This is a genomic window from Clostridium sp. CS1-1, from assembly GCF_056135525.1.
In genome coordinates this window covers 3,035,804-3,061,698 of record NZ_CM148680.1, presented here as the reverse complement: position 1 = coordinate 3,061,698, position 25,895 = coordinate 3,035,804, and the positions used below count along the sequence as shown (strand labels likewise).

24 protein-coding genes and 1 pseudogene are annotated in these 25,895 nt (G+C 31.6%); 20 read left to right on the top strand and 5 right to left on the bottom strand.

Features of this window, described 5'->3' with window-relative positions:
- Positions 1-34 precede the first annotated feature (34 nt).
- The 3 genes from AC0N0V_RS14315 to AC0N0V_RS14305 all read left to right on the top strand — a co-directional run bounded on the left by AC0N0V_RS14315 (position 35) and on the right by AC0N0V_RS14305 (position 3,892).
- Positions 35-1,903, top strand: coding sequence for an ASKHA domain-containing protein (locus tag AC0N0V_RS14315; protein WP_474458707.1), 1,869 nt, complete (start codon positions 35-37; stop codon positions 1,901-1,903).
- A 138-nt stretch (positions 1,904-2,041) separates the two neighbouring features.
- Entirely contained in the window at positions 2,042-3,202 is a 1,161-nt protein-coding gene (locus AC0N0V_RS14310) for an MFS transporter (RefSeq protein WP_474458706.1), read from the top strand.
- Between the two features lie 21 nt (positions 3,203-3,223).
- The gene (locus tag AC0N0V_RS14305) at positions 3,224-3,892 is read left to right on the top strand and encodes a DUF1638 domain-containing protein (protein ID WP_474458705.1); all 669 of its coding nucleotides are present in this window, start codon (positions 3,224-3,226) and stop codon (positions 3,890-3,892) included.
- 107 nt (positions 3,893-3,999) lie between these two features.
- Here the strand turns inward: AC0N0V_RS14305 and AC0N0V_RS14300 are convergent, their stop codons facing one another.
- Together AC0N0V_RS14300 and AC0N0V_RS14295 are read right to left on the bottom strand one after the other, a co-directional pair.
- Positions 4,000-4,854: a CAP domain-containing protein gene (locus tag AC0N0V_RS14300; protein ID WP_474458704.1), complete on the bottom strand. Its 855-nt coding sequence runs from the start codon at positions 4,852-4,854 to the stop codon at positions 4,000-4,002.
- A gap of 160 nt (positions 4,855-5,014) precedes the next feature.
- On the bottom strand, positions 5,015-6,028 hold the full coding sequence (locus AC0N0V_RS14295) for a DUF3231 family protein (RefSeq protein ID WP_474458702.1): 1,014 nt from the start codon (positions 6,026-6,028) through the stop codon (positions 5,015-5,017).
- A gap of 181 nt (positions 6,029-6,209) precedes the next feature.
- Between AC0N0V_RS14295 and AC0N0V_RS14290 the strand changes: the two genes are divergently transcribed.
- From AC0N0V_RS14290 to AC0N0V_RS14270, 5 genes are all read left to right on the top strand, one after another.
- Entirely contained in the window at positions 6,210-8,162 is a 1,953-nt protein-coding gene (locus AC0N0V_RS14290; protein WP_474458700.1) for a sigma 54-interacting transcriptional regulator, read from the top strand.
- A 194-nt stretch (positions 8,163-8,356) separates the two neighbouring features.
- Positions 8,357-9,397: a threonine aldolase family protein gene (locus AC0N0V_RS14285; protein ID WP_474458698.1), complete on the top strand. Its 1,041-nt coding sequence runs from the start codon at positions 8,357-8,359 to the stop codon at positions 9,395-9,397.
- Between the two features lie 13 nt (positions 9,398-9,410).
- A complete protein-coding gene (locus tag AC0N0V_RS14280; protein ID WP_474458697.1) occupies positions 9,411-10,565 on the top strand; it encodes a pyridoxal-phosphate-dependent aminotransferase family protein in 1,155 nt (384 codons plus the stop codon).
- A 44-nt stretch (positions 10,566-10,609) separates the two neighbouring features.
- Complete coding sequence (locus AC0N0V_RS14275) at positions 10,610-12,004, top strand: GntP family permease (protein WP_474458695.1); 1,395 nt, start codon at positions 10,610-10,612, stop codon at positions 12,002-12,004.
- Positions 12,005-12,065: 61 nt separating this feature from the next.
- Positions 12,066-13,268, top strand: coding sequence for an aconitase family protein (locus tag AC0N0V_RS14270; protein ID WP_474458694.1), 1,203 nt, complete (start codon positions 12,066-12,068; stop codon positions 13,266-13,268).
- A 159-nt stretch (positions 13,269-13,427) separates the two neighbouring features.
- Here the strand turns inward: AC0N0V_RS14270 and AC0N0V_RS14265 are convergent, their stop codons facing one another.
- From AC0N0V_RS14265 to AC0N0V_RS14255, 3 genes are all read right to left on the bottom strand, one after another.
- Complete coding sequence (locus AC0N0V_RS14265) at positions 13,428-14,876, bottom strand: carbon starvation CstA family protein (RefSeq protein WP_474458692.1); 1,449 nt, start codon at positions 14,874-14,876, stop codon at positions 13,428-13,430.
- 135 nt (positions 14,877-15,011) lie between these two features.
- Entirely contained in the window at positions 15,012-15,719 is a 708-nt protein-coding gene (locus AC0N0V_RS14260; protein ID WP_474458690.1) for a LytR/AlgR family response regulator transcription factor, read from the bottom strand.
- A gap of 12 nt (positions 15,720-15,731) precedes the next feature.
- Positions 15,732-17,411: a LytS/YhcK type 5TM receptor domain-containing protein gene (locus AC0N0V_RS14255; RefSeq protein ID WP_474458689.1), complete on the bottom strand. Its 1,680-nt coding sequence runs from the start codon at positions 17,409-17,411 to the stop codon at positions 15,732-15,734.
- A gap of 219 nt (positions 17,412-17,630) precedes the next feature.
- Here AC0N0V_RS14255 and AC0N0V_RS14250 point away from each other — a divergent pair, with 219 nt between their 5' ends.
- From AC0N0V_RS14250 to AC0N0V_RS14195, 12 genes and pseudogenes are all read left to right on the top strand, one after another.
- Positions 17,631-18,842 carry an MFS transporter gene (locus tag AC0N0V_RS14250; RefSeq protein WP_474458688.1) on the top strand — a complete coding sequence of 404 codons (1,212 nt, stop codon included), beginning with the start codon at positions 17,631-17,633 and terminating at the stop codon, positions 18,840-18,842.
- 21 nt (positions 18,843-18,863) lie between these two features.
- Complete coding sequence (deoD, locus tag AC0N0V_RS14245; RefSeq protein WP_474458686.1) at positions 18,864-19,571, top strand: purine-nucleoside phosphorylase; 708 nt, start codon at positions 18,864-18,866, stop codon at positions 19,569-19,571.
- A 291-nt stretch (positions 19,572-19,862) separates the two neighbouring features.
- Positions 19,863-20,249 (top strand): VOC family protein, encoded by a 387-nt coding sequence (locus AC0N0V_RS14240; protein WP_474458685.1) that lies wholly within the window; start codon positions 19,863-19,865, stop codon positions 20,247-20,249.
- 607 nt (positions 20,250-20,856) lie between these two features.
- Positions 20,857-21,114 (top strand): hypothetical protein, encoded by a 258-nt coding sequence (locus tag AC0N0V_RS14235; protein ID WP_474458684.1) that lies wholly within the window; start codon positions 20,857-20,859, stop codon positions 21,112-21,114.
- Positions 21,115-21,396: 282 nt separating this feature from the next.
- Positions 21,397-21,801 carry a hypothetical protein gene (locus AC0N0V_RS14230; RefSeq protein WP_474458683.1) on the top strand — a complete coding sequence of 135 codons (405 nt, stop codon included), beginning with the start codon at positions 21,397-21,399 and terminating at the stop codon, positions 21,799-21,801.
- 24 nt (positions 21,802-21,825) lie between these two features.
- On the top strand, positions 21,826-21,969 hold the full coding sequence (locus tag AC0N0V_RS14225) for a DUF5412 family protein (protein ID WP_474464538.1): 144 nt from the start codon (positions 21,826-21,828) through the stop codon (positions 21,967-21,969).
- Positions 21,970-22,065: 96 nt separating this feature from the next.
- Complete coding sequence (locus AC0N0V_RS14220; RefSeq protein WP_474458682.1) at positions 22,066-22,521, top strand: hypothetical protein; 456 nt, start codon at positions 22,066-22,068, stop codon at positions 22,519-22,521.
- Between the two features lie 244 nt (positions 22,522-22,765).
- Positions 22,766-22,945, top strand: coding sequence for a DUF4083 family protein (locus AC0N0V_RS14215; protein WP_474458681.1), 180 nt, complete (start codon positions 22,766-22,768; stop codon positions 22,943-22,945).
- Positions 22,946-23,008: 63 nt separating this feature from the next.
- On the top strand, positions 23,009-23,404 hold the full coding sequence (locus AC0N0V_RS14210; RefSeq protein WP_474458680.1) for a hypothetical protein: 396 nt from the start codon (positions 23,009-23,011) through the stop codon (positions 23,402-23,404).
- Between the two features lie 944 nt (positions 23,405-24,348).
- On the top strand, positions 24,349-24,897 hold the full coding sequence (locus AC0N0V_RS14205; RefSeq protein ID WP_474458679.1) for a nucleotidyltransferase: 549 nt from the start codon (positions 24,349-24,351) through the stop codon (positions 24,895-24,897).
- Positions 24,898-24,931: 34 nt separating this feature from the next.
- Positions 24,932-25,103 (top strand): annotated as a pseudogene (locus AC0N0V_RS14200) (IS91 family transposase); the annotation flags it as partial.
- A gap of 205 nt (positions 25,104-25,308) precedes the next feature.
- On the top strand, positions 25,309-25,848 hold the full coding sequence (locus tag AC0N0V_RS14195; protein WP_474458678.1) for a hypothetical protein: 540 nt from the start codon (positions 25,309-25,311) through the stop codon (positions 25,846-25,848).
- The last annotated feature ends 47 nt before the right edge of the window (positions 25,849-25,895 follow it).

The window sequence follows — 25,895 nt, the reverse complement described above, 5'->3', positions numbered from 1 at the left end:
GATTTTACTTATGGGCATTTGGAGGAGAAGTTTAATGGGGAAGGGGGTAAGTGTCCTGGATAAGTATAAAATAGTTTTTCTGCCAACAGGAGAGGAAATAGAAGTTGAAGAGGGAACTTCTATAACAAAAGCAATGAGATTGTCTGGAGTTAACTTTGACTTTCCTTGTGGTGGAGTAAAGAATTGTGGCAAGTGCAAGGTTCGGATTTTAAATGGAGACTTTAGATCTTATGATGATGAGCTAGAATTTCTCAGCGAAAAAGAAAGAACTGAAGGAATCCATTTAGCTTGTTTTACAGAAGTGTATGGCGATATTATAATAGAACTTCTTAATGTAAGTTCAGCTAAGCATAAAATTTTATCTGTATCAGAAGAAAGTTCATTTGACATAGAACCACATATTTTTAAAAAATACGTAGAGGTTGAAATACCATCTCTTGAAAATCATAAATCTGATTGGAAACGATTTGTAATAAGTTTGTTTGAGGGACAATATGAGAATATCACAGCTTATGATACACAGTTTAATGTTTTAAGAGGACTATCGGAAAGGTTAAGAAAAAGTGACCATAAGGTCACTGCTGTCACATATGGCAAGGAAATTTTGGGGGTTGAAGAGAAAGATACGAGCAAAACGCTGATTGGTATGGCTTTTGATATAGGGACTACTACTATAGTAGGTTATCTTATTGACCTTAACACAGGAAAAGAATTGGCTGTTGTTTCTATGCTTAACCCACAGACAAAATACGGGGCTGATGTTATCACTAGGATAAACTATGCAAAGCAAAAAGAGGAAAACTTAGAACTTCTTCATGTTTTAGTTACTAATGCTATAAACAATCTTATTGAAGAAGTTGCTAATAAGTCGAGAATAAAGATTAATGATATTTACATGATTACTATTGCAGGTAACACCTGTATGCACCATCTTTTTCTAGGGTTAAATCCTCGTTATATTTCACAAGCACCTTATACAGCGACAATAAGTGAGCCTGTAATGTTAAGTGCATCAAACTTTGGTATCAAAATTAATGAAATTGGCAAGGTATTAATCCTGCCTAATATTGCAGGGTTTGTAGGAGCTGACACAACTGCAGCAATTTTAGCTGCGGAAATGGATAGGTGTGAAAATATCAAACTTATGATTGATATAGGCACAAATGGTGAAATTGTATTAGGTTGCAAGGATAGGTTGCTAGCCTGCTCCTCTGCTGCGGGACCTGCTTTTGAAGGTGTAGAGGTAAGCAGCGGTATGAGAGGGGCTTTTGGTGCGATTGATCATGTTACCTTTGGTGAAACGCTTGAATACACCGTGATTGGAGGAGGAAGACCTCGAGGAATTTGCGGGTCTGGACTTCTGGATATAGTAGCAGGATTAATTAATACGGGGATAATTGATGAGAGAGGACGATTTTTGTCACCTGAAAACACAACAAACACTTTAGCGAAGAAGTTAAAAAGTAATATTGTACAGTATGAAGGGGTAGAAGCATTTTTACTAGCAGATGAGTCTGAAACTGATCATAGTAGACCAATTTTAGTAACCCAAAAGGATATTAGGGAGCTTCAGCTTGCAAAAGGAGCGATGTCTGCAGGAATAAAAATTTTAATTAACAAGTATGGTATTGAAACAAGTGACATAAAAGAAGTATTACTTGCAGGTGCTTTTGGTAACTACCTTGATCCTCAGAGTGCATGCACCATTGGTATCATCCCTAAGGAATTAAGAAATAAAATAAAAACAATTGGAAATGCAGCAGGAACAGGGGCTAAGATGGCAGTTCTTTCTACTAATAAGTGCAAACGTGCTGCAGATATTGCTAGTAGCGTAGAACATGTTGAATTGGCCACTTATCCTAAGTTTTCTTCAATTTTTGCTAGATCCACATACTTTCGATAAGCTATCAGTCCAAATACAGCAGAGGTTTAAATCGTTTAGTAGTGGGACGGATAAATTATAATAGATATGAATTTCATTTGGTTTTTACTTTGCTTGTTAAAATCTTAGTAAGATGAATAAATAACGGAGTGAGAAATTATGAATAAAATGGTTTTAAAGGCAACGGTTTTGTCTATATCCTTATTATCTCTCACTGTAACAGCTGTGTCACCTGCACTAGCAGATATAAGTAAAGTTTTTTCAGACTCAAGTTCTAACACTATTAAGTATATAGTTTCATTACCATCACTTTTAATTATCCCTTTTACCTTATTATGTGGCAAGTTATCTGGTTTAGTAAGTAAAAAAAAGCTTCTTTTATTTGGTCTTGTACTATACTTAATCGGAGGTATAGGGCCTAGTTTTTCAAATGATCTAAGTGTAATTTTGATTTTCAGATCTATATTCGGCGCTGGTATGGGGTTTATAATAACCTTGTCATCAGGATTAATTGCAGACTTTTATAATGGTGAAGAGAGAGTCATTATGATGGGCCTTCAGAGTGCTGTGGTAAATTCAGGGGCAGTCATTACAACGCTTATTGCTGGATTTTTAAGTGTAATAAGCTGGAAGTACACTTTTTATGTATATTTAATTGGTGTAGGGATATTTTTGTTAGTATTTTTCAAACTTTCAGATCCAGAGAATATAAAAAATATTGAAGCAGAAAATTCATCCTTAAATTTCTCTGTATATGGATTATCTTTTCTGGCATTAGTATATTCGTTGTTTGTTTTCTCCTTCTTTACAAATATAGCAATAGTAATAACTAGTGAAGGATTAGGGAACTCTGCATCAGCAGGAATAACACTTACCATGATGACTGTAGGAGGGTTAGTAGCAGGAATAATATTTGGAAGGTTTTGCAAAGTACTTAAGGAGTTTGCAATTGTATTTAGTGTTAGTTTGACAGGTATTGGGTTCTTAATATTAAGCTATTCACTACAGTTTAGTTTAATTTTGATAGTATCTCTTATGATTGGTATAGGATTTGGAACTACCATGCCAATTATATTAACTAAGGTATCAGTTGTTGCTCCGAAAACCTCCACCACATATGCAATCGCCATAGCGACTGTAGGGATGAGCTTAGGTCAATTTTTATCACCGATTGCTTTTACATTTGTAGGAAAAGTTTTCGGCAATGAATCTGGTAGGTTTACATTTTTACTATCTGGGGTAGGAATTTTAGCTGCAGGAATAATATTGCTTTTAACAACTTTTCAATCGAGAAATGCTATTAAAAATGTGGAGGTCTAAATTAAAAAAGGAGGTTACTAAATGAAAACTCTGATAGTAGCTTGCCGTACTATTTCTGATGAATTAAATATGGCAATGCGTGAAACAGGATGTAGCTATCCTGTGCAATGGATAGAATCAGGACTTCATCTGTATCCTGATTTGTTAAAAAAGCGTATTCAAGAGGAATTAAATCAAATTTCTGGTGTTGATAGAGTTATTTTAGCCTTTGGTTGCTGTGGAAACTCTATAATAGGGCTTACTCCTCCCAGTTTTAGCATGATGATTCCACGAGTGGATGACTGTATTACATTAATTTTAGGTTCTAGTGAAAAACGTAGTAAGATATCAAACGAGATGGGAACTTATTTTCTTACAAAAGGTTGGTTAGATGGAGAAAGGAATATATGGTCAGAATACCAAGATGCTGTAAACCGTTATGGGAAAGTTAGAGCTGATAGAATATACAAGACAATGCTTCAACATTATAAGAGGCTAGGAGTTATAAAAACTGGTGCTTATAAATTAGAAGATTATTTGGAGAAAACTCAGAAGATAGCAAATGGCTTAAAATTAAAACATGAAGTTATTACAGGAACTCTTGACTATATTAAGAAACTTTTAACAGGACCATGGGATGATGAATTTATAAAAGTGGGCCCTGGAGAAACCGTTGAAATGAGACATATTTATGGAAACGGTGTGAAGTAAAACGTTTTGTGAAATAAGTTTATAATTTAAGACATATTAAAGAAAGAGAGACTTCTCGAAATACATGTGTATGCATTTTGAGATAGGCTCTCTTTCTATTTCGATTCTTATTTAGATATAAATTGCTGAGTGAACATATTACCATAAGGCCCGCCACTTTTAATTCCAATGCCTATATGAGTAAAGTCTGGACTTAACATATTCTTTCTGTGACCAGGAGAATTCATTAGGGAATTAAAAGCATTTTGAACATTTTGATTACCTGCGATATTTTCTCCAGCTTGAATATACTTAATTCCAAAGGATTTCAGCATATCAAATGGACTTCCGTATTTTGGAGAGTTATGACTAAAGTAATTATTATCTATCATATCCTGTGATTTAATTCTAGCAACATTGCTTAATTGTATATCTACCTGTAAAGGCTTTAAGTTATTTTGAGCACGAGCATCATTTACTAGTTTTACCATTTGCTGCTCTGTAGCTGATAGTGAACTAGAATTAGTTTGAGCAGTTGGTGTTTTTGGTGCTGTTTGTGCCTGTGGAGTTGTTCCAGCTGCTTCAGGAGTTGTGGTTGGTCTTTTATCATCAACTACTACTGGCTTAGCTTGGGATTTTGGAACAAAACCAGTTTTACCATCAGAGGTTTTTACTGCAAACCAGTCAGGAACTTGACCTACTACATCAAATGCGGCATCCTTATTTGCTGACTGAATCGTAGGAGTATCAGCAGAACAGCCAGTTCTTATATTAGCATTGTCAGCAGCAATTTTTACCCTTTCGATATCTCCAGCTTTAGAAATTGAAGATTCTACTCCACCAGTAACTTGTTGTTTTCCATACTGCGCTCTCTGTTGCAGTTGTTGTTTATCTTGTTGTATCCGTGATTGTTGCTGTTTTGTACATCCAGCTGAAAAAATTGATAATAGAGATAAAGTTAAAACTAACAGTTTACTTTTCATTAGTAGCCCTCCTTGAACTTATTTTAAAGGAACGTTATTAGTATTAGTATTATTTTAAATTTTATTAGATAAAGTTAAAGCTTATCTATAATAAACATAAAGTTATAGATAAGCGTTAGCTTTACGTATTATTTTGAGACTTAATAGATGTATATAAATTTTAGAGCCTTGCAAGTTCCTTCCTGTCAGGAGCTTCAGGATTTTTTTCAAGCCATCCATTTTTTATCATTATGTCCATACCGTCTTTTGCATATGCACCAACCTCTACAGCAAGATTAGCATAAGTTGCGTAGATATCAGATCTCATGCTGCTTGCCATAGAGATACCATATATTACAGTTTTATATCCCATTAGCGAAGCTATATGGAAGGTTATAAGTTTATCGGAAAAAGGGGCTTCTATAGAATCAAATATTTCTGATTCTAAAGTCATAGGTATTGGTAAATCACTTTCTCTTAAGAGAGGGCTAAGTGTTTCTATATGATCTTTAGATAATCTTAATCCTTTTGCTAAGAAATTTCTAACCTCTTCAGATTTTGAAACTTGACTAAAAGCAAGCTTTAAAGCTCTTGCTAGAGATACTACTTTAATATCATGAAAAATGTTTGCTATTTCTGAAGAATTTAATGGTCTTTTGTCTGGCAAGAAGCCTCTTAAAAAGTTTTTCCTGTGAATAAAATCTACTTCATCTGGTACAGGAATATATGGAGAATGTACATATAAACCTTTTTCTAGCAAGGTGTCATCAAGCATGTTAGAAAGTTTTGCTGTAGTATCTATAGCAGAGGTAAAAAACTCACGAACATTCATTTTGGGACAAAAAGTTAGTGACATGCCATAATTAATTAATCCAAGTTCTATTAAATATTTCATATAACGTAACATGAAAATATCTGAAAATAACTTTTTTGCGTTTAGGTTTACATCTCTTTCTGTAAAGCCCTTAGGAATTGGAAAGCTTGATTTGTTAAGTATATCCTCAACATCTGATATATGATTATTGGATAGTTCTAGTCCATATTTTACAACAGAAAGAACATCTGAATCTTCTGCTGTTTTAGCAAAATATGAAAGCACGCATTTACTCATAGAATTACTAATATAAGTAATCCAAAGCTGAGATATTTCCGATGAAGTTAGCCTATTATCTTTTATGCTTTGTTCAAAGTCCATAAATTTTCCTCCCTATACCATTAGTTCATGTAATCAATAAGATTATTATATTCTTATTTTATAAAAATATTTATAAATATTAAGCAAGGTTTTTGAAATATGTTTTACTTTGACAAATGGAGGATATATGGAAACAAGTTAGAATATATAATTTAGTTACAATATAATTAGGGGGAAGTTCATGATAAAGATTGCAATAATAATACCAAAGGATCTGGTTAAAGTAGCTAAATTAGCAGCAGAAGGATTTAGGGAAGAAATACATATTATAGAAGGTTCTATGGGAAAAGGTCTTACCTTAGCAAAGGAATATCAAGCGGAAGGCTATGATGTTATCATTGCAAGAGGCGGTACTCAGCTTTTGTTAAAGAGTAGTGGAATAAAAATACCTACAGTACCTATTCCAGTTACACCGATAGATATATTTAATGCTTTTAAGGAGGCTGAAAAAATAGATAGAAACATTGCTATAATAGCCTTTAATAATATGCTTCCAGCAAGTGAAAGCTTCGTGGAAATTGCAGAAAGAAGACTACAAATATATCAAGTAACAAATGAAAAAGAAGTAGATGAAAAAATGCTGGAAATTTCACAAAACGGCATTAAGGTTGTAGTAGGCGGAGGAATTATTGCTCGCTATGGACCAAAACACGGTGTACAACCTATAGTTATAAAAACTGGGAAAGAAGCTATTATTAGTGCCATACAAGAAGCAAGAAGAATAGCCGTTGCTACTCGCGAGGAAAATAAAAGAGGTGAAAGATTTAGAACTATAGTAGAAAATTCTAATGATGGCATTATATCTATAGACAATGAAGGTTTTATAAATATATTTAATCATGCAGCTGAAAAATTGTTAACTGTTAAACGTGCAGAAGTTATAGGAAGACACATAAATAATGTTCTTCCACAGATTGAACTTTTAGATACATTGCATAGTGGTATTGAAGAAACGGAAGTTATAAAAAAAATACAAGACAAAAAATTAATGATTTCTAAAATACCTATAAAAATTAATAGCGAAATTGTTGATGCTGTGGCAATGTTACAAGATGTAGACAAGATTCAACAAATGGAGGAAAAGATAAGAAGAGAAATTACTTCATCTGGACATTATGCTAAATATACATTCAGTGAGATTATTGGATGTAGCAAAAAATCAGAGGAAATCATAAGAATTGCAAAGGAATATGCAAAAGTAAATTCAACAGTTTTAATTGAGGGAGAAACTGGAACTGGCAAAGAAGTTATGGCTCAGAGTATTCACAACCATAGTAATAAGGCTAATGGGCCTTTTGTGGCAGTTAACTGTGCGGCACTTCCAGAAAATCTACTGGAATCTGAATTATTTGGATATGCTCCAGGTGCATTTACTGGTGCGGATAGGAAAGGAAAACGTGGACTATTTGAATTGGCTCATGGAGGTACTATTTTTTTAGATGAAATATCAGAAATGAACCCTTTATTGCAAGGAAGACTATTAAGGGTATTACAAGAAAAGCAAGTTATGAGAATTGGTGATAATAAAATTATTCCAATTGATGTAAGAGTTATTGCAGCTACAAATAAGAATCTTTATAATCTTGTTAAAGAAAAAGGGTTTAGGGAAGATTTATATTACAGACTTAATATATTGAAAATAGAATTACTTCCATTGAGAGAAAAAAAGGAAGATATACCATGTTTCATAAATAGCTTCATAGATTATTATGGTCCAAGATTGTATAAATCCAAAATTACTTTAAGCTCAGATTCTATTGCATATGTAAAAACTTATGACTGGCCTGGTAATGTTAGGGAGCTTAGGAATTTTGTTGAGAGATTAATGGTTATTTCAAAAAAGACGTATATTGAGTTAGATGATATAAAGGATAAATTGCTTACAGTAGATAATATAGAAAATGAAACTAATACGAATTTAAATAATGCTCAAAGGATAATTAATACGAATTACATAAATAATCAGCAGGAAGCTCACAAATTTCAAAACTTGAAGAATTCAGAAGAAGAAATTATTCAATGGGTCTTAAAAGAAAATAAGGGGATTATTAACCTTGCAGCAAAAGAATTAGGGATGTCTAGAACTACACTGTGGAGAAAGATGAAAAAGTATAATTTAGATGTTTCACGATGAAACAAAAGTGTTTCGAAAAATAAACAAAAAGGTTCCAATATTTGCAACATAGAAATAAACTCCTTGAAAAAAGCTGGGTCACGTTTTGGCACGGCTTTTGCTTTATATAATATTGTGAAAAAATTAATTACTTGTAGTATCTTAATGATAACGTTATCTTTTGGAATTAGTAGTTGAAAGAGGATGGTGATAAAATGACAGAATTTATTGATTTACGTTCTGACACGGTGACACAACCTACAGAACAAATGAGAGAGGCTATGTACAAGGCTGTGGTTGGAGATGATATCATGGGAGAAGATCCAACGGTAAGAGAGTTAGAAGAAATGTCAGCAGATATATTAGGAAAAGAAGACGCACTATTTGTTACTTCTGGAACTATGGGAAATCAAATTGCAGTTATGACATTAACCAACCGTGGAGAAGAAGTAATTATAGGAGATACATCTCACATTTATAATTTAGAAGTTGGAGCTCTCGCAGCACTATCTCAAGTACAAACAAGGCCTATTCAAGTTCCTAATGGTATTTATGATATCAATAAAATGGAGGAATTAATCCAAGAAAAAGGAATACAAAGAGCAAAGACATCTTTAATTTGCATTGAAAATACAAATAATCTTAATGCGGGCTTTGTTGTTCCATTAGAAAACATCAATGCGGTTTGTGAGCTAGCAAAAAAGAACAACGTAAAAGTTCACCTTGATGGTGCAAGAATTTTTAATGCAGCGGTGGCTTCTAATACTCCTGCAAGGGAACTTGTAAAAGGTGCAGATACTGTAATGTTTGCATTAACAAAAGGTCTTAGCGCACCATTTGGAGCTATTCTAGCTGGTAATAAAGACGTTATCGAAAAAGCAAGATGGATGAAACAAAGAATTGGTGGAGGCTATAGACAAGCAGGATTTTTGGCAGCACCAGGAATTGTAGCATTGAATAGTATGATGCCACAACTTGAAGTTGATCATAAACACGCTCAAATTTTAGGGAAAAGTTTATCAAAGATTCCAGGGTTGAGAGTGGATATAACAAGAATACATACTAATATCATTACAGGATCTGTGGAAGAACTACCAATTACAATTGATAGTTTCTTAGATAAGCTTATGGAAAAAGGAATTAAGGCTAAAAGAATTTCTAAAACATCTTTTAGAATGGTTACACATTATGGCATTGAAGAACATCATCTTCAACTGGTTGTTCAAGTAGTTGAAGAAATTCTAGCTAATTTATAAAGGAGAGAATGATATGGAGAGAAGACAATTTTTGCAAATTCCAGGACCAACTAATATACCTGATCGTATATTAAGGAGTCTTTCAAAACCATTAATTAATCACAGAGGGCCTGAGTTTGAACAGTTAGTTACAGATTGCGTTGATGGTTTAAAAAAATTATTTAGAACAAATAATGATATTCTGATGTTCCCAAGTTCTGGAAGCGGAGCCTTAGAATCTGCTATAGTCAACCTTCTTTCACCGGGAGATACAATCGTTACAGTATGTCAGGGGGTATTTAGTGAAAGAGTGGCAGGAATTGCAACTAACTATGGCGTAGATGTAATCAAAATTCAAAAAGAATGGGGACAGGCCGTTAGAGCTTTTGAAATTGAAGAAATTCTGAAAAATGATACTGATAAAAAAATAAAAGCTGTATGTTTACCTCAAAATGAAACAACTTCTGGAATTATAAACGATATCGGAAGTGTAGGTAAAATGATGAAACAAAGTGGACATCCAGCAGTTTTAATTGTTGATGCGGTTAGTTCATTTGCTTGTGTACCATTTGAAACAGATGAATGGGGAATAGATGTAGCAGTAACTGCTTCACAAAAAGGTCTAATGTTACCTCCAGGAATGAGTATAGTAGCTGTAAGTGAAAGAGCTTGGAAGTTAGTAGAAGAATCAAAATTACCAAAATGGTATTGGGATTATAAATCAGTAAAAGACAAAATGAATGGAAAGCAATTCCCATATACACCAGCTACAACATTACTATTTGGATTAAAAGAGGCATTAGATATTATTGAAGAAGAAGGCGTTGAAAACGTTTGGAGTAGGCATAATAAAATGGCTGCTGCTGTACGTAATTCTGTAAAAGCTATGGGATTAACTTTATTTTCAGAGGAAGAATATGCTTCTGACACAGTAACAGCTATCACTATGCCAGAAGGAATTAAGTATAAGGATCTAGCTAATATGCTACTTGAAAAATATAGTGTAGTTATAGGTGGAGGCCTTCAAAGTCTACAAGGAAAGATTTTTAGAATAGGACATCTCGGATCTGTTCATGAGTTAGATATTTATGCAGTTATGGGAGCTATAGAAATGGCATTATTTGAATTAGGTTATAAGGTGGAGCTTGGAACAGCTGCAAAAGCAGTGGCTGAAACTTTTCTTAGATAATTAAATATAGGGCGAAAAAGATAATATTTTAAGGGGGATTAATAATGATTCTTAATAATGTTACGTTAACACTTTTAGGATTTTTAGCAATAATCATTTTCTTAATGCTTTTTATTGCTAAATTTAAATGGCATGTTTTCTTTGCCATGTTGTTACCAATAGTAGCCTTTGCACTTCTACCAGGGGTAAATATGGCTAAGTTTATTAGTGCTTTTGAAACAGGTTTTGGTAAGACACTACAAAGTATTGCTGTAGTTATAGTATTAGGTTCTATAATGGCAGAAGCGCTAAAGTATACCGGTGCAATACAAACTATAACTAGAACAATGGTTAAAGCAGTAGGTAAGAAAAGAATGCCTCTAGCCTTGACACTATCAGGTTTCGTTCTTGGTATAGCAGTTTTCTCAGATATAGCATATGTTATCTTGAATCCATTAGTACACTCTGCAGCAGCAGTAATGGATGTTTCAATGGCAACTATGGCTACAGGTTTGGTTGGCGCACTTCAGTTAACTCACGCAATTGTGCCTCCGACTCCAGGACCTTTAGCTGCAGCAGCATTAGTTCATGCAGATGTAGGTAAGGTAATTATTTGGGGTAGTGTTGTGTGTTTTGCTGGATCAATTGCATCTTGGGCTTGGGGACAATTTGTTGTTGGACCAAGAATAGTATCACCTCCTTCAAAAGAGTTTTTAGGTAATACATTCTTAGACGATGAGGTTTCAGCAACATTAGAAGCAGGTGTTAAGACATCAGTGGAAACAGGAGTTAAACCACCATCAGCATTAAGATCTTATGCACCTATTGTGGTTCCGGTAGCCTTAATTGCAGCACAAAGTGTTGTTGCAATGGCAGCACCAAAAGACAGTTTTTTACAACCAATCTTTTCTTTCCTAGGTTGGCCAGTAGTTGCTATAGCTGTAGGTGTGCTTTTATCATATATGAATATTACGGACAAAAAGCATAAGGAAGAAGCTAAGAATAAATGGGTAGAAGAAGGCTTAAGAACATCAGCAATGATCTTAGTTGTAACTGGATTAGGTGGATCTTTAAGTGAGATTTTAAAAGGAACTCCTGCAGTAGGAGCAATTACAGGTTGGGTTGCTTCAACAGGTATGTCTCCAATATTACTACCATTTATAATTGGCGTTATCGGAAATATGATAACTGGATCAACAACTGTAGGTTGTATCACAGCAGGTTCCTTAGTAGCTCCGATGCTTGGACAATTAGGGTTATCTCCAGAAGCTGCTATGCTTGCCGGTGCATCTGGTTCAGTAATTATTAAATATGTAAACAGTAGTTACTTCTGGGTAGTTACTTCATTATCTAAAATGAATCTAAAAAATGCTCTTGTTTCTTATGGTGGATGTACATTAGTCGGAGGACTTGTATCATTTGTAGCTACGTGGCTTCTTTGGGCAGTTGGGGTTATTTAAAGTTTATTTATGGGGTGAGACTATCACCCCTTTAAACTTCATAAGGAAAGGAGAATAGAGAATGAATGACATATACAAACTACTATCTCAATTAACTAGTTTGGATAATATTGAGTGTGGTAAAGAAATAGCCGTAGGCGTAGATTTAGCATTAGCTCACGATGGTTCTATGCCTAAAATAATTAAGGAAGCAAATAAATTAGAGGGACTTAGTAAGTTAAGCTATGGAAATAAATTAAATGTAACAATAGATCATTTTTTTCCATCTCCAAGTGCTGATGCAAGAGAAAAATTTTTAACAATAAAAAAATTCTGCAACGATAACGAAGTAAACCTATATTCTCAAGGGGAAGGCGTACTTCATCAAGTAGTTGCAGAAAGATTTGGAGAAGAAATTAAGGATAAGGTTGTAGTAGGTGTTGATGGACATATTTGTACATCAGCAGCTTTAGGAGCACTACCTTTTTCAATTACTCCAGAGGAAATGATCAAGGTTTTAGCAACGGGAAAATATTCTTTTATTATACCTGATATAGTAAATGTTGATTTTGTGGGTGATTTTAAACGTGATGAAAATGGAAAAATAAAAATTGGTGGAAAAGATATTGCATTATTCATAATAGGTAAGTTAGGAAGTAAGAAATTAAAAGGTAAGGGAGTTATATTCACAGGAGAATCTCTTAATAGTTTAACAAAGAGTCAAAAAATGACAATTTCTAATATGATGGGAGAGGTTGGTGTTAAAACTGTGTACTTTAGTTCTTATGAGCAAGAGGAGAATGGAATTCACAGTAAATTTATCTTAAACTCTGATGAAGTAGAAGAATTAGTTGCATTACCAGGATCACCAGAGAACGTCAAGTCTGTAAAAGAAATCGATAATATTACGATTTCTCAGGTTTTTATAGGTGGATGTACAAATGGAAGAATAGATGATATGAAGGATATTGCGATGATATTAGATGGGAATAATGTTCATAAGAATGTTACACTAATAGTTTGTCCTGCTTCAAGAAAAGTTGCTAATGATATGGATAAACTAGGATATAGCGAAATTATAAGAAATGGCGGAGGAATTATAGTAAACCCTAGTTGTGGAGCGTGCTCAGGAGCACATATGGGTGTGCTAGGAAAAGATGATACTATAGTCACTACTACAGCTAGAAATACAGAGGGAAGAATGGGAGCTGAAGGAGCAAAAATATACTTAGCATCTCCAAAGGTAGCTTGTAGGTCTGCTATTGAAGGCAGAATATGCAAATAGATTGCAATCTTTTGTAAGAAGTAAACTTTGAGACTATCTTCCATCTGGTGTTATAATGAATAGTCGTTATATAAAATAAAAAACTGCAGGCAAAGTAATTTGATTGCAGTTTTTTTATCTTATAGGTTTTATACAAATTATTGATAATAATTCTAATATCTAAGCTGCTTTATTAGCATTACGTTCAGCATTATTGTTATTAGACTTTTTCTTAGCAACATACAAGAATAATACTAGTGAAGCTACAAAAGCTATAGCAGCAGCAATATTTGAAACTGTTGGTGACAATCCAAATCCGATTTTATCCATTAATATATAAGAAACACATACTGAAGTCATGAAAGCCGCTGGTATTGCAGCTATCCAGAAGTTTTTCTTATACATAGCTAAGAACATTGCTGAAGCCCATAGTAATATTGTTGCAAGAGTTTGATTAGCCCATCCAAAATATCTCCAAATTATATCAAAAGGAACTTGAGTTAAGATATAACCAACAACAAATAGTGGAATAGTTATTACAAATCTATTTTTCATAGGTCCTTGTTTGTAGTTAAACATATCTGCTATGTTAAGTCTCGCACTTCTAAATGCTGTATCACCAGAAGTTATAGGGCAAGCAACAACACCTAATATAGCAAGGGCACCACCTACTTTTCCAAGCCAAGTATTACATACTGTATTAACTATCCAAGCAGCGTTATTGTCATGTGCTGCTAATGCTGCAGATAATTCGTTTATGCCACCAAAGAAACTCATAGCTGCCGCTGCCCAAATAAGAGCAACTATACCTTCTGCTATCATAGAACCGTAGAATATTTTTCTTCCTTGAGATTCGCTCGTACAGCATCTAGCCATTAGTGGTGATTGAGTAGCGTGGAAACCGGAGATAGCACCACATGCTATAGTTATAAATATTAGTGGGTAGGTAGGGTATTTAGATGGCTCAGGATGAAGGTTTGCTAAAGTAAGATTAGGGATAGGAGCTCCATTTATTACCATAGCACCTGCAACACCTGCAGCCATTACAAATAAGGCAAATCCAAATATAGGATAAATTTTTCCTATTAATTTATCGATTGGAACAAGAGTAGCAAGTAAATAGTATGCAAATATAACATAGACAAACATTGTAACATTTTTAGTATTGAATAGGTCAGCCAATATTACAGCTGGGCCTGATACGAATACAACACCAACTAGAACCAAGAGTACTACAGAGAAGACTCTCATAAATTGTTTAAATCCATTACCAAGGTAATGACCAACTATTTCAGATACGCTTGTACCATCATGTCTAACTGAAAGCATTCCTGAAAAATAATCGTGAACTCCGCCTGCAAAAATAGATCCAAATACAATCCATAAAAATGCTACAGGTCCCCATAAAGCACCGGCAACAGCACCAAATATAGGTCCTAGTCCAGCTATATTTAAGAATTGTATTAGAAATATTTTCCAGCCAGGCATTGGAACAAAGTCGACACCATCTTCAAGTCTTATTGCAGGAGTTTTAATACTGTCGTCTGCACCAAAAGTTTTTTCAACAAATTTACCATATACAAAATATCCTGCGATTAAAAGTACGATTGATAATAAAAACGTTGTCATTAGTAACCCTCCTAAAATATTAATTATTAAATATTACAACTAGATTATATAATTAATATTTAGGAATTTAATCAATTTTTTCATGAAAAAACATTTACAATACATGAAAAAACATTTACAATACATGAAATGCAGTTACATTCCTAATAAGTGTTTAAATTCACTTACTTTATTTCTACTTACAGGTACTTCTGCACTCAATTCTTCAAACCTTATCATGTATGTATTATTAAACCAAGGCATTATTTCTGATATTTTATTTAAGTTAACAATATATGATCTATGACTTTTGAAGAAGTTATTATGGGAAAGTTTTTCAAAAAATTGTGATATGCTGTAGCCTGTAGTGTAACAATCTGTATTAGTATATACTAAGGTTTCTCTTTCACGAGCCTCACAGTAAAGGATATCACTTATATCTATTACAACAATTTTATTCTCTTTCTTTAAAGCGACTTTAGTATTCAACGGTTTAACTTTAATTGACTCTTCTTCCTCTAGTCTCTTTAAAGCATCTATCATACGTTCTTCTGAGTAAGGCTTTAATATATAGTCGAAGGCTTTAATTTCAAAGGCATCCACAGCATGTTCTTTGTATGCTGTACTGAATATAATTTTAGGCTTAATTTCAAAATTTTTAATTATTCTACTTAAGGTTATCCCATCTAATTTAGGCATATTAATGTCTAAAAATATAATATCAGGCGTGTTCTTCTCTAAGTATTTCAATGCCTCCATAGAATCAGTAAAGTTCTTTGATATTTGTATACTGCTATATTGTTCTATAAAATATTTTAATTCTTCTATTGCTGGATATTCATCATCTACAATTATACAATTCATTTTATCACTCCTCTAAGACTGGTTCTCTAAAGAATGAATTAAAAAGCTCATTCTAGTACCCTTTGATAGTCTCTCAATGTTTATACCTTCGCCATAAATATGTTTTAGTCTATTATGAACATTTAGAAGACCAATTTTATTTTTCTTGAAATTTCCCTTATATATTTTTTCTATAATATCAATCGATATACCTATACCATTATCTTCTATAATTATTTTTACCATATCATCACTTAACTTTTCTACTTTAAGTTCTACAGTACCACTACCGCTACCCTCTAGTATTCCATGTTTTATAGCATTTTCTACTATTGGCTGAATTATAAGACTAGGAATCATTATGTTTATATTTTCATCAATATTATATACAATATTTAGCTTATCTCCAAATCTAGCTTTTTCAATATCCACATATGCTTTCACTTGCTTAATTTCATCTTTGAGAGTTACAAGACTCTCGGTGTTTTCAAGATTATGTCTTAAGTAAGTAGATAAATCAATTATTAACTCTCTAGCCCTATTAGGGTTAGTTCTTACAAAAGAGACGATTGTATTCAATGCATTAAATAAAAAGTGAGGATTAATTTGAGATTGAAGAGCTTTTAACTCAGATTTACTTGCCATCTCTTTTAACTTGTTTATCTTACTAATCTCTAATTGTGTAGATATTATATTAGAAAGTCCCTCAGCTAAGTTTTTGTTTTTAAAAGATATGGAATCTTTTTTTACATAGTAAATTTTTAAAGTTCCAATAATTAAGTTTCCATCTTTTATAGGCGATATTATTGCTGATTCAAAGGGGCAACTAGAGGAAGTGCATTGTATTTTCTCCGAATTATTTAAACATAAAATATTACCAAATCGCATAACCTCTTTAGTAGCTTCTGTTAAAATATTTTCACCTTTTATGTGGTGATCTGAACCAAGTCCAATATGAGATAATATGTGTTCTGTATTTGTAATTGATACTGCATCCGCACCAATATAATCCTTTATTATTGTGCATACTTTATCCAAAGATTCATCATTAATATCTCTAAAGTAAGGCAGGGTTTTATTAGCAATTTCTAAAGTGATTTTTGCCTGCATTGCCTCTATTTCTTCTTTTTCATCAAAAAGATTTTGAATTAAAGAAATTAAAATTGAGACTCCTATTGCATTTATAAAGGCCATAGGTATATATATTTTTTCAACAATTAAAAGAGCAGAAGAAAAAGGTTTAGTAATAAGCAGAATTAAAATCATCTCTAAAGTTTCTGCGATAACTCCACCAAACAATCCATAAATCCACCTATTTTCTTTCTTACATTTTTTAAAAATGTAAGCTGATATTAAGCCGGATAAAACTGCATTTATAGAACAAGGAATAGATGTTATTCCTGCTGTATCGATAAAAAATCTATGAAAGCCAGAGATTAATCCAGAGCCGATTCCTACAAGAGGGCCACATAAAATCCCTCCAGCCATTATGCCAATTATTCTGCTATTAACAATGGCTCCATTTAAATCCATACCTGTATAGGTCCCTAAAATACCAAATCCACCGAATATAATGGATAAGGTTATTATGTTAGTTTTTTTAAATTTGTCACTTTGAATTATACTTCTAAAACTACTGGACCTAGAGACTATAAAGGCAAGTAAAATTATATATCCTAGATTATTAATTAAGTTTTGAATTAAATTTATCACAATTTTCACCTCAAAGGATTGTATTAAAGTTATTATGATTTAGTATATCATTTTTTAAAAGAAAATAAGGGGATTTTGTAATATTGAAAAAAATGTCGGATAAAATAAGTTGATTGTTTTAGATAATTTATTTATTATTTTTAAATATGAATTATAGAAGTAATTTATAGAAAAGATAATAAAGTGGAACAAATGAGTTTAAGACTCTTGGAGGATTTTATGAAATCATATAATAAAATTAACTTTTTTATAGTAGAATTTTTTGTATCTTTTTTGGTTGTGTTTGGAGTGGTAATGTTTTTACCTATGTTTCCAAACCTTCAAGAAATCTTTGGAGTAAGTATTTCGAAGATTTCTTGGCTTCCTAATATAGGGTATTTAACAATGATACTATTTTCTCCATTGGTAGGAAGCATAATAAAAAAACTGGGGCACAAAAGATTTTTATTAGTCTCATTGCTAATATGGATTATTGGCATATTAGTAGAGATATTTTCTATTAGAATACTAAATTACAACTTATTTGCTGCAGGTAGATTTATTGAAGGAGTAGGAGAAGCAACCTTCTTTCCTATTTTGCTTTCTATGAATAATGCAGTTATGAAAGAAGAGAAAGATAGTAAGCTGGGATCAAGTCTTATTGAAACCGGCGCGGCTATAGGAGGATTAGTTGCGGCAATTCTAGCTGGATATTTTTTGAATTCACCTCAAAAATTCTTAATTATACCTATCATGTTGGGTATAGTTATATGGGCATTTGTTGCATTGAAAATTAATGAAGTGCCTATTGAAAAAGATGGCGGTGATATGGAAGTAAGGGAAGCAAAGGAAAGTAAAAAGGCCTACGTAAGCTTATTATTTATGATATTCATAACACAAATGATATTTGCATCTTCCCAGGTATTTTTAGCTTATTACATGGAGTCCTTTTCTGCTGCTAATAAAACAGGAATTTTAATATCCTTTGAGCAAATTATGATAGCTGCTGGAAGCCTTTCACCTGTGATAATTCTTAGGAAATTATCTTTTGTAGAGGTAAGAAATGTTATAATAGCTGTATTTTTAACAAGTTTGGCTTTGCTTGCAATGCAAATATCGTTTATAATATCAATGGTAAGTTTAGTAATACTAGCCTTTTTTGTGGGGGTGTCATTTACAACTTTAAATATTTATTTAGCTAAAGCTGTAGTAACAAACGTATCTCAGAAAATGTCATTATATACTTCTGTAAGGTTTGCATCAGGATTTGTTCTATCCTTTACCTGGGGAAGATTTATAGAAAGTTATAAAATATCGGGACATAGTTACTCAGAAATATTTTATATTTTATATTTTAGCAACGTCATATTAGCTGCAGCAATATTTTTAGTTGTATATATTCTGCAAAGGGCAGATTTATTATTTTGGAAAAGTAAAGATTTAAAAAAATAAGATTAGTTGGAGGAAATTAAAATGAGTATTCACATTAATGCAAAAGAAAATCAAATAGCTGAAAGTATACTACTACCAGGAGACCCTTTAAGAGCTAAGTTTATAGCTGAAAATTTCCTTGAAGATGTTATATGCTATAACGAAGTAAGAGGAATGTATGGATTTACTGGAACATATAAGGGAAAAAGAGTTTCAGTACAAGGAACTGGAATGGGAATTCCATCAATATCAATTTATGTTAATGAATTGATTCAAAGCTATGGCGTTAAAAATCTTATTAGAGTTGGAACTTGTGGTTCTTTCCAAGAATCTGTTAAAGTTAGAGATATAGTTATTGGAATGGCAGCTTCAACAGACTCTAACATCAACAAAATAAGATTCGAAGGAAGAGACTTTGCTCCTACAGCAAGTTTTAAACTATTAAAGAAAGCTTATGATTTAGCAGTTGAAAAAGGATACGATCCAAAGGTTGGTAATATATTTAGTTCGGATACGTTCTATCACGATAATCCAGATGATTGGAAGAAGTGGGCTAAGTTTGGATGCTTAGCAGTTGAAATGGAGGCTGCTGGGCTATATACAACAGCTGCCAAGTATGGTGTGGACGCACTTACTATACTTACTGTAAGTGATCATCTTGTAACCGGTGAACTTACAACAGCTGAGGAAAGACAATTGACTTTCACAAATATGATGGAAGTTGCACTTGATACTATACATTCACTATAAGTGTATTCACTCACTAAATCTTGATGATTCCTGCTAAACCCTGACGGAATCTCCAAAGGGGCCGGAATTATCCACAAACTAAAAATCAAACAAAAAATTAGAGCTGAGACCAAAATCTCGGCTCTATTTTTATGCCAGCTTTTCCTTTGAAAATCTGAATAAGTTACCACAGGCTATGTTAATTTATGGTACAATTAATATACATATATAAGTACAGATTATTATAAGGTTGGCTCGTGTTGGTAAATTATCACGAACTACAAACAGGAAATTAAGAAAGGGGAACCTATAATGAAACCAGAAATTAACCTTATTACAATTTGGACAGATGAAATAGACAGAATGAGAAATTTTTATAATCAAGTTCTTGGATTTAGAATTAAAAATGACATTGACAATTATGTTGAATTTGAAAATAATGGAGTAAGATTTGCTATTTGTTTGAGAAATGTTATGGAAGGATATAGCAATGAATATAGCAAAAAAGCAGTTGGTCAGTCTTTTGAACTAGCTTTCCCATGTGAAAATCCAAATGATGTTGATAAATCATTTGAACAGTTAATTGCAATGGGAGCAACTCCTATTCACGAGCCACAGGATATGCCTTGGAACCAAAGAACTGCATTATTCGCAGACCCAGACGGCAATATGCATGAAATTTTTGCCGAGATTATTTAGGTCACAACTTTCTTTTATTGTATGCTAACCTCAATACTATATTTAAGAATATAATTTGCTTTTTTTATTTTCTTTTAATAAATATTTTTATTTTATTCAATACATCAGAATAAATCTTGGCGACTAAAAGTTGGTGAACTTGAAGGGCTTATTAAGAAATAAATTTGAATTTTAAAAGTGAATATATTGTTGCAGAATAGACGGGATAAGAATTTATACTTATCCCTTTTACTTTAATATTGTATTAGAAATGAGGAAATAAATATGGATTTTAAAATAAAAAATCAAAGATATATTTAATAGGAATACCCTTGTTTGGATTCTTTATTGTTATACTTGGAGTTTTGGTTTATATAACTTATAATAATATACTTTCAATTATTCAGGAAATATTATTAAGCTTTATATTAGGATTATTAGGTATTAGGGGCAGGTGATGGCAGAAAGGAATAAGGCAGGGTATCTTATGATTTTTGTTTCAGTAGCAAATATTCTTGTGGTTGTAAAACGAGTATATATTATTTTTAAGTATCATTAAAGAGAAAGTGAGAGGATGTTAATTATGATTATAACTTCAAATGAGGTAAATTACGGAGGGAAAGAATAAATGGAATATGTAACTGGACTGATATTTTTATTTATAGGTTTTATATTTGGTAAGTTAGTGCTGAAACAGTCAAGTGAAAATTATGATTTAAATATATTCATACTTGCAGTTGTATTCTTTGTTGTTGGTTCAAAATCAGTAGTATTTAGGAATGTCGGTTTTGAGGTTATGCTCTCAAATACAGTATCACCTTTTCTTTTGGGAATATTAGTAAGAAGATATATAAACAAGCATTTATATAAAAAAGGTAAATTTTAGATTTTAATCATTGGGTAATTGTGATTCTTTTAATAATAACTATATTTAGTTTACATTTTTATAAATATAGAGAAAGTAAATTTACTATAGTACCTGTAATATCAGCTATAATGGGAATTTATTCAATAGGACTATACTTATTAATGAAAGGGATCACATCAATGTAGTTCATAGGGGATATTTGCATATTGACAGAAGTAGTTTTTTTATTAATTTGTAAGAAATTACAAGTTTTTATTTATCTAAATCTTTCACAATCAGTCAGGAAGGAGTGTGAAAATTTTGGGCAAAAGAAATGTTTTTATTGTAAGTATGGTGTTATTACTTATAGTTTCAGGATTTTTAAGCTATAAGGTATATGGAAACAAGCATGATGGATTTGATATTGAAATAAAAAATAATACAGATGTAAACATAAATGGATTAATAATAACATATAAAGGGATAGTTAAAGATATAAAGTTACCAGAAGTTGAGGCAGGTAAAACATATAAATTTAATATAAATCCAAAAGAAAATTTTAGCGAAAATAGTATGATTATTTATTACAAGGACAAAAGAGGATATGTACAAAAAAATACACTCATTAGCTATTTTGAAAGAGGTTATAACGGAAAGGTTAAAGTAAATATTAACTCCAAAGATAAAAATGGATTAATTATTATGCAAGTTCAAGAAAAGATATAATAAAAGTTTGCTTATTAATACTTAATCTTCTTAGATCAGGTCTTAAATATTTATTGGCAATATCGCTGTGAAAAAGCTGAAATGGAATGGTTAAGTGATGAGATTATAAAGATAAACGGTGTAGAACTAAATGTGAAAAATGAAATTTATGATTACAGAAGAAAATAAATATTATCCTTGTTTTTTAAAGACTTGGTAAAGAATCTTCTTAAAGTATTCATTAATCGTAAATCAGCGATATACAAAATGGAAGGAGAATCAATTATGAAGAAATTAGAAAATCGTATCATAGTATGTATAACAGCATTATTTATGATTACCGTACTTGTAAGTTGTGGTAGAGAACACAATTCTCAAAATACCTTTAGTGTTGAGAAATTTCAAGATGCCATGAAGAATAAGGGATATAACTTTGAAATTAAAGATGTACAACAAGACTTTCTTCCAACTACAAGAAAGAGAATGATAATTGATGATAAGGCAATAGATATTTATGTATTTAGTAACGATAAAAGGATGGAAAATGAAGCAATTCATATTGATAGTGGTGGGTGTGGTTATGATAATGGTTCTGAATCAGTAAAGGTAAGTTGGATTTCGTTTCCTCACTTTTATAAAAAGGGAAGTATAATTGTTCAATATGTTGGAGAAGACAAAAAAATTATGTCTGCTTTGAAGGATATATTGGGCGAGCAGTTTGCAGGATATACACCACAATAATTAATGGTTCCACTTTATGTAAAGTCCTCTGTAATGGGGATTTTTTATTTTGCAGTAAAAAACGATTATATTGTAGGATAGGATTTTAAACTGTCCATAGATAGGCATAATCTATGATGACACTGAATCAATATAAGGTAAGTCGTGGGTGTAGATATATGACAGTATGAAAGGATATGATATAATTTACATATTAGTTTAAATTATGATAAAATGCATTTAAATGAGAGATTAGGGGATATTTATGGACAAACTAGAAATGGGCAGCCTACTTGCTACAATTATTAATTTCGCTTTTTTAATTGAAATTGTAGTTGTAAAGTTAGTTAAATCATTTACTAATAAATCAAGGGTTAACAGTAACATAGAGCAAAAACTAGATAAAATAATAGAACTCTTAGATAAGAAAGAGGATAGTAAGTAGGTAAGCAATAGTAAATTTAGACGAAACATTTATCTATACAACTATTAAGGAGGAAGAATTAATATGGCAATAGAGGATATATGGTTTATTGTTCTTTTGTTAGGTTTAGGTACAAGTCTAACATTCCAGCTCCTGATTAAAAAGAATATAATAAAGCCAAATAAGATTTCAAGGATATTTTATCGAGATTATGAAAGTTTCATTAATTCTTGGAGAAGAACACAAGAAAAAGGCATATTAAAGTATATTATTAAGAATATTATTCTTATGACTATTATGACGGGCATATTGGGTATAGTTAGTATATTATACAAACCACAAGGTATGACAATGTTTTTTTATTTGTCAATGGGTCCTATCATGGGATTAGCACGCTCTATTTCTTGGAGTGACAACCAGAATAAATATAATCAATTAAAAGAAAATATGGAAAATGATAATATAAATAATGGTAATTAAAAAATAAGGCATAGTTCTAAAGTATCATTAAAGAGAAAGTGGTAGGATGTTAAAGAAATAGCTCGGTTTAGTTTAGTAATGAAGTAATAAATATAGATACGAAAGTTACAAGGCAATTTGATTGGTAAGTTTGATAACATAAAGGGAAAAGAGATGTTATTAAGATATGAGTAAATTGATTAAAGGAATTACAGCAATGATTATCTTTTATATTTTCAATATATTTATAATGCAAATCATTGGACAATTTATTTTTATGGGGGATAAATTTATAATATCATATGTTTACTTACACTGGTTTAATGGGTCTATGTGGCGTTATTATTGTATGTACTTATATTATAGTTGAGAAATTAAATGTAGATTATGACAAGAAAATGTAATGAACAATATGAAAGTTTTATGTAGAATTAAGGTAACTATATTTTTAGATTATTAGAATTTTCTAAACTTCTTCCAGCCAGATAGAAGCAACTCAGAAATTACTACAGTATCTCCTGAAAAAAGTGCTACAACAATAGCAAAAATAAAGGCAAAAGGTAGACATAGAAAACTCAAAACTTTCCTAAGAATCTATATTTCTTTTCGTTCAAATTAATCACTCCTATTTTGGTTATTCATAACACTTATAAAATCTTATATGTGATTATATATACTATATTATACCATTAACAGTTTGATGATTCAAATTTTTGGAAGGTTATCATCAATAGGTTTTAATAAAAAACATTTTTATAATCATCTTTTGATTAGTATTTTCATTTTTATGAAATGTGTTGCATTTATAGTTACATCATTTATAATTAAGGATTCATTTGCTAAGATTGAGTGGGATATATTATTAATTGAGAGTTTAATATTTTTTATATAATCAAAATGAGCTGGATGTTTTTTTATAAGGCTTGTAAATAACAGTAAAATATGAGGAATAAGAGGTGTATAAAATGTTTAATACTTTAAGTTATATAGGAGAAAAACTTAATAACTCCAATATTGCATGGGCAGTTGGTGGTTCTATACTGTTAAATCAGTTTGGATTTATAGATAAACCTAATGATATAGATATTTTTGTAGATATTAAGGATATTGAAAGAGCAGATAAAATTCTTAAAAGTATTGGAGAAAAGAAGAAATGGGAAAAGACTGTAACATACTCAACAAAATACTTCTATGAGTATATAATAGGTAATATTGATGTTGATATAATGGCAGGACTTGCAATTAGTCATAACAGTGGAGTATTTGAATATATCTTTGACCACGACTCCATTTCAGAATTTAAAGAAATTAATAGAGTAGGCATTCCTTTTACTTCTTTAGAGGATTGGTATGTTATTTATCAATTAATTCCTAATAGACAACTTAAAGTAGATATGATAGAAAAATATCTTTTATCAAACGGAATTAAAAAAACTATGCTATTGAAGAGAGCATTAGAAGGATGTTTACCAGTGGAGGTAAGAAGAAAAATTGAGAACATATTAAGTTCATAATATTCTTAAAGACTGCGGTAATTATGTTAGTATTATTGAAACCTTTAGAGTTAAGCTTAAAAAGTTTGAGAATCTATCATCAATGGAGCTGTTTTTTTAAGTTAACTGGAATTAAAATAGGTAAGTGTAAGAAGTGTAAGAAGTGTGAGAAGAAAAATTTAATAAAGCTAGGAAAAACAATGCCTCGAAGTCCTTTGCCGATATAAAGATAAACAAAAGTGAATAAGCGTTTGATGATGGGAAGGGGATGCTATATACTAAAATAGATTGTATTGTTAGCTTTTGGATAAAAATATACTAGTATCAATTAAATTAAAAGGTAGCCAGATTAATTCATAAGCTTCTATGTGTGACGATAAAAAAATATTCAATAATCATAAATCAGTGATATACAAAATAAAAGGAGGTAGAATGATAAAAAAGCAAATCTTATACTCATTTTTTATTTGTATAATACTTTTAGTTGGTTGTTCAAAGGAACAGACATTTGAAGATTTCTTTCATGCATCCATGAATAAAATGCACGAAGGAGCAAAGAATTATTCTTATTCCCTCATTCATAAGGACATGAATGTTGTTCATGAAAATGATGCTATAGCAATTTTTAAAGAAAATAATCAAGAAGAAACCATATTTATAGCATATTTTGAAAAAGAGAATAATGATTGGAACTGGAGACAAACAAGAGGTGCAAGATGGAACTCACCTGATAAGTGGTCTTCTATGAATCGTGCCCCCTATATTTATTCAGGGATAATTGATGACAAATTTATTTCTGAAGTATATGCAGGTGAAGAATCAGCAAAAATCATTGGAGTTGGAGATAACAAAAGATTTTGGTATGACATCAGTGATATAAAAGATGTACAGGTTAAGGTAATAAAAAGTGATGATACTCAAGAAATACTGGAACAAATTCAAGGTGGTTGGGATAAGGTGGTAGAATATTGATAAAGGGTTTTATATTAATAGATCTATAGTTTAATGTAGCCTTTTTT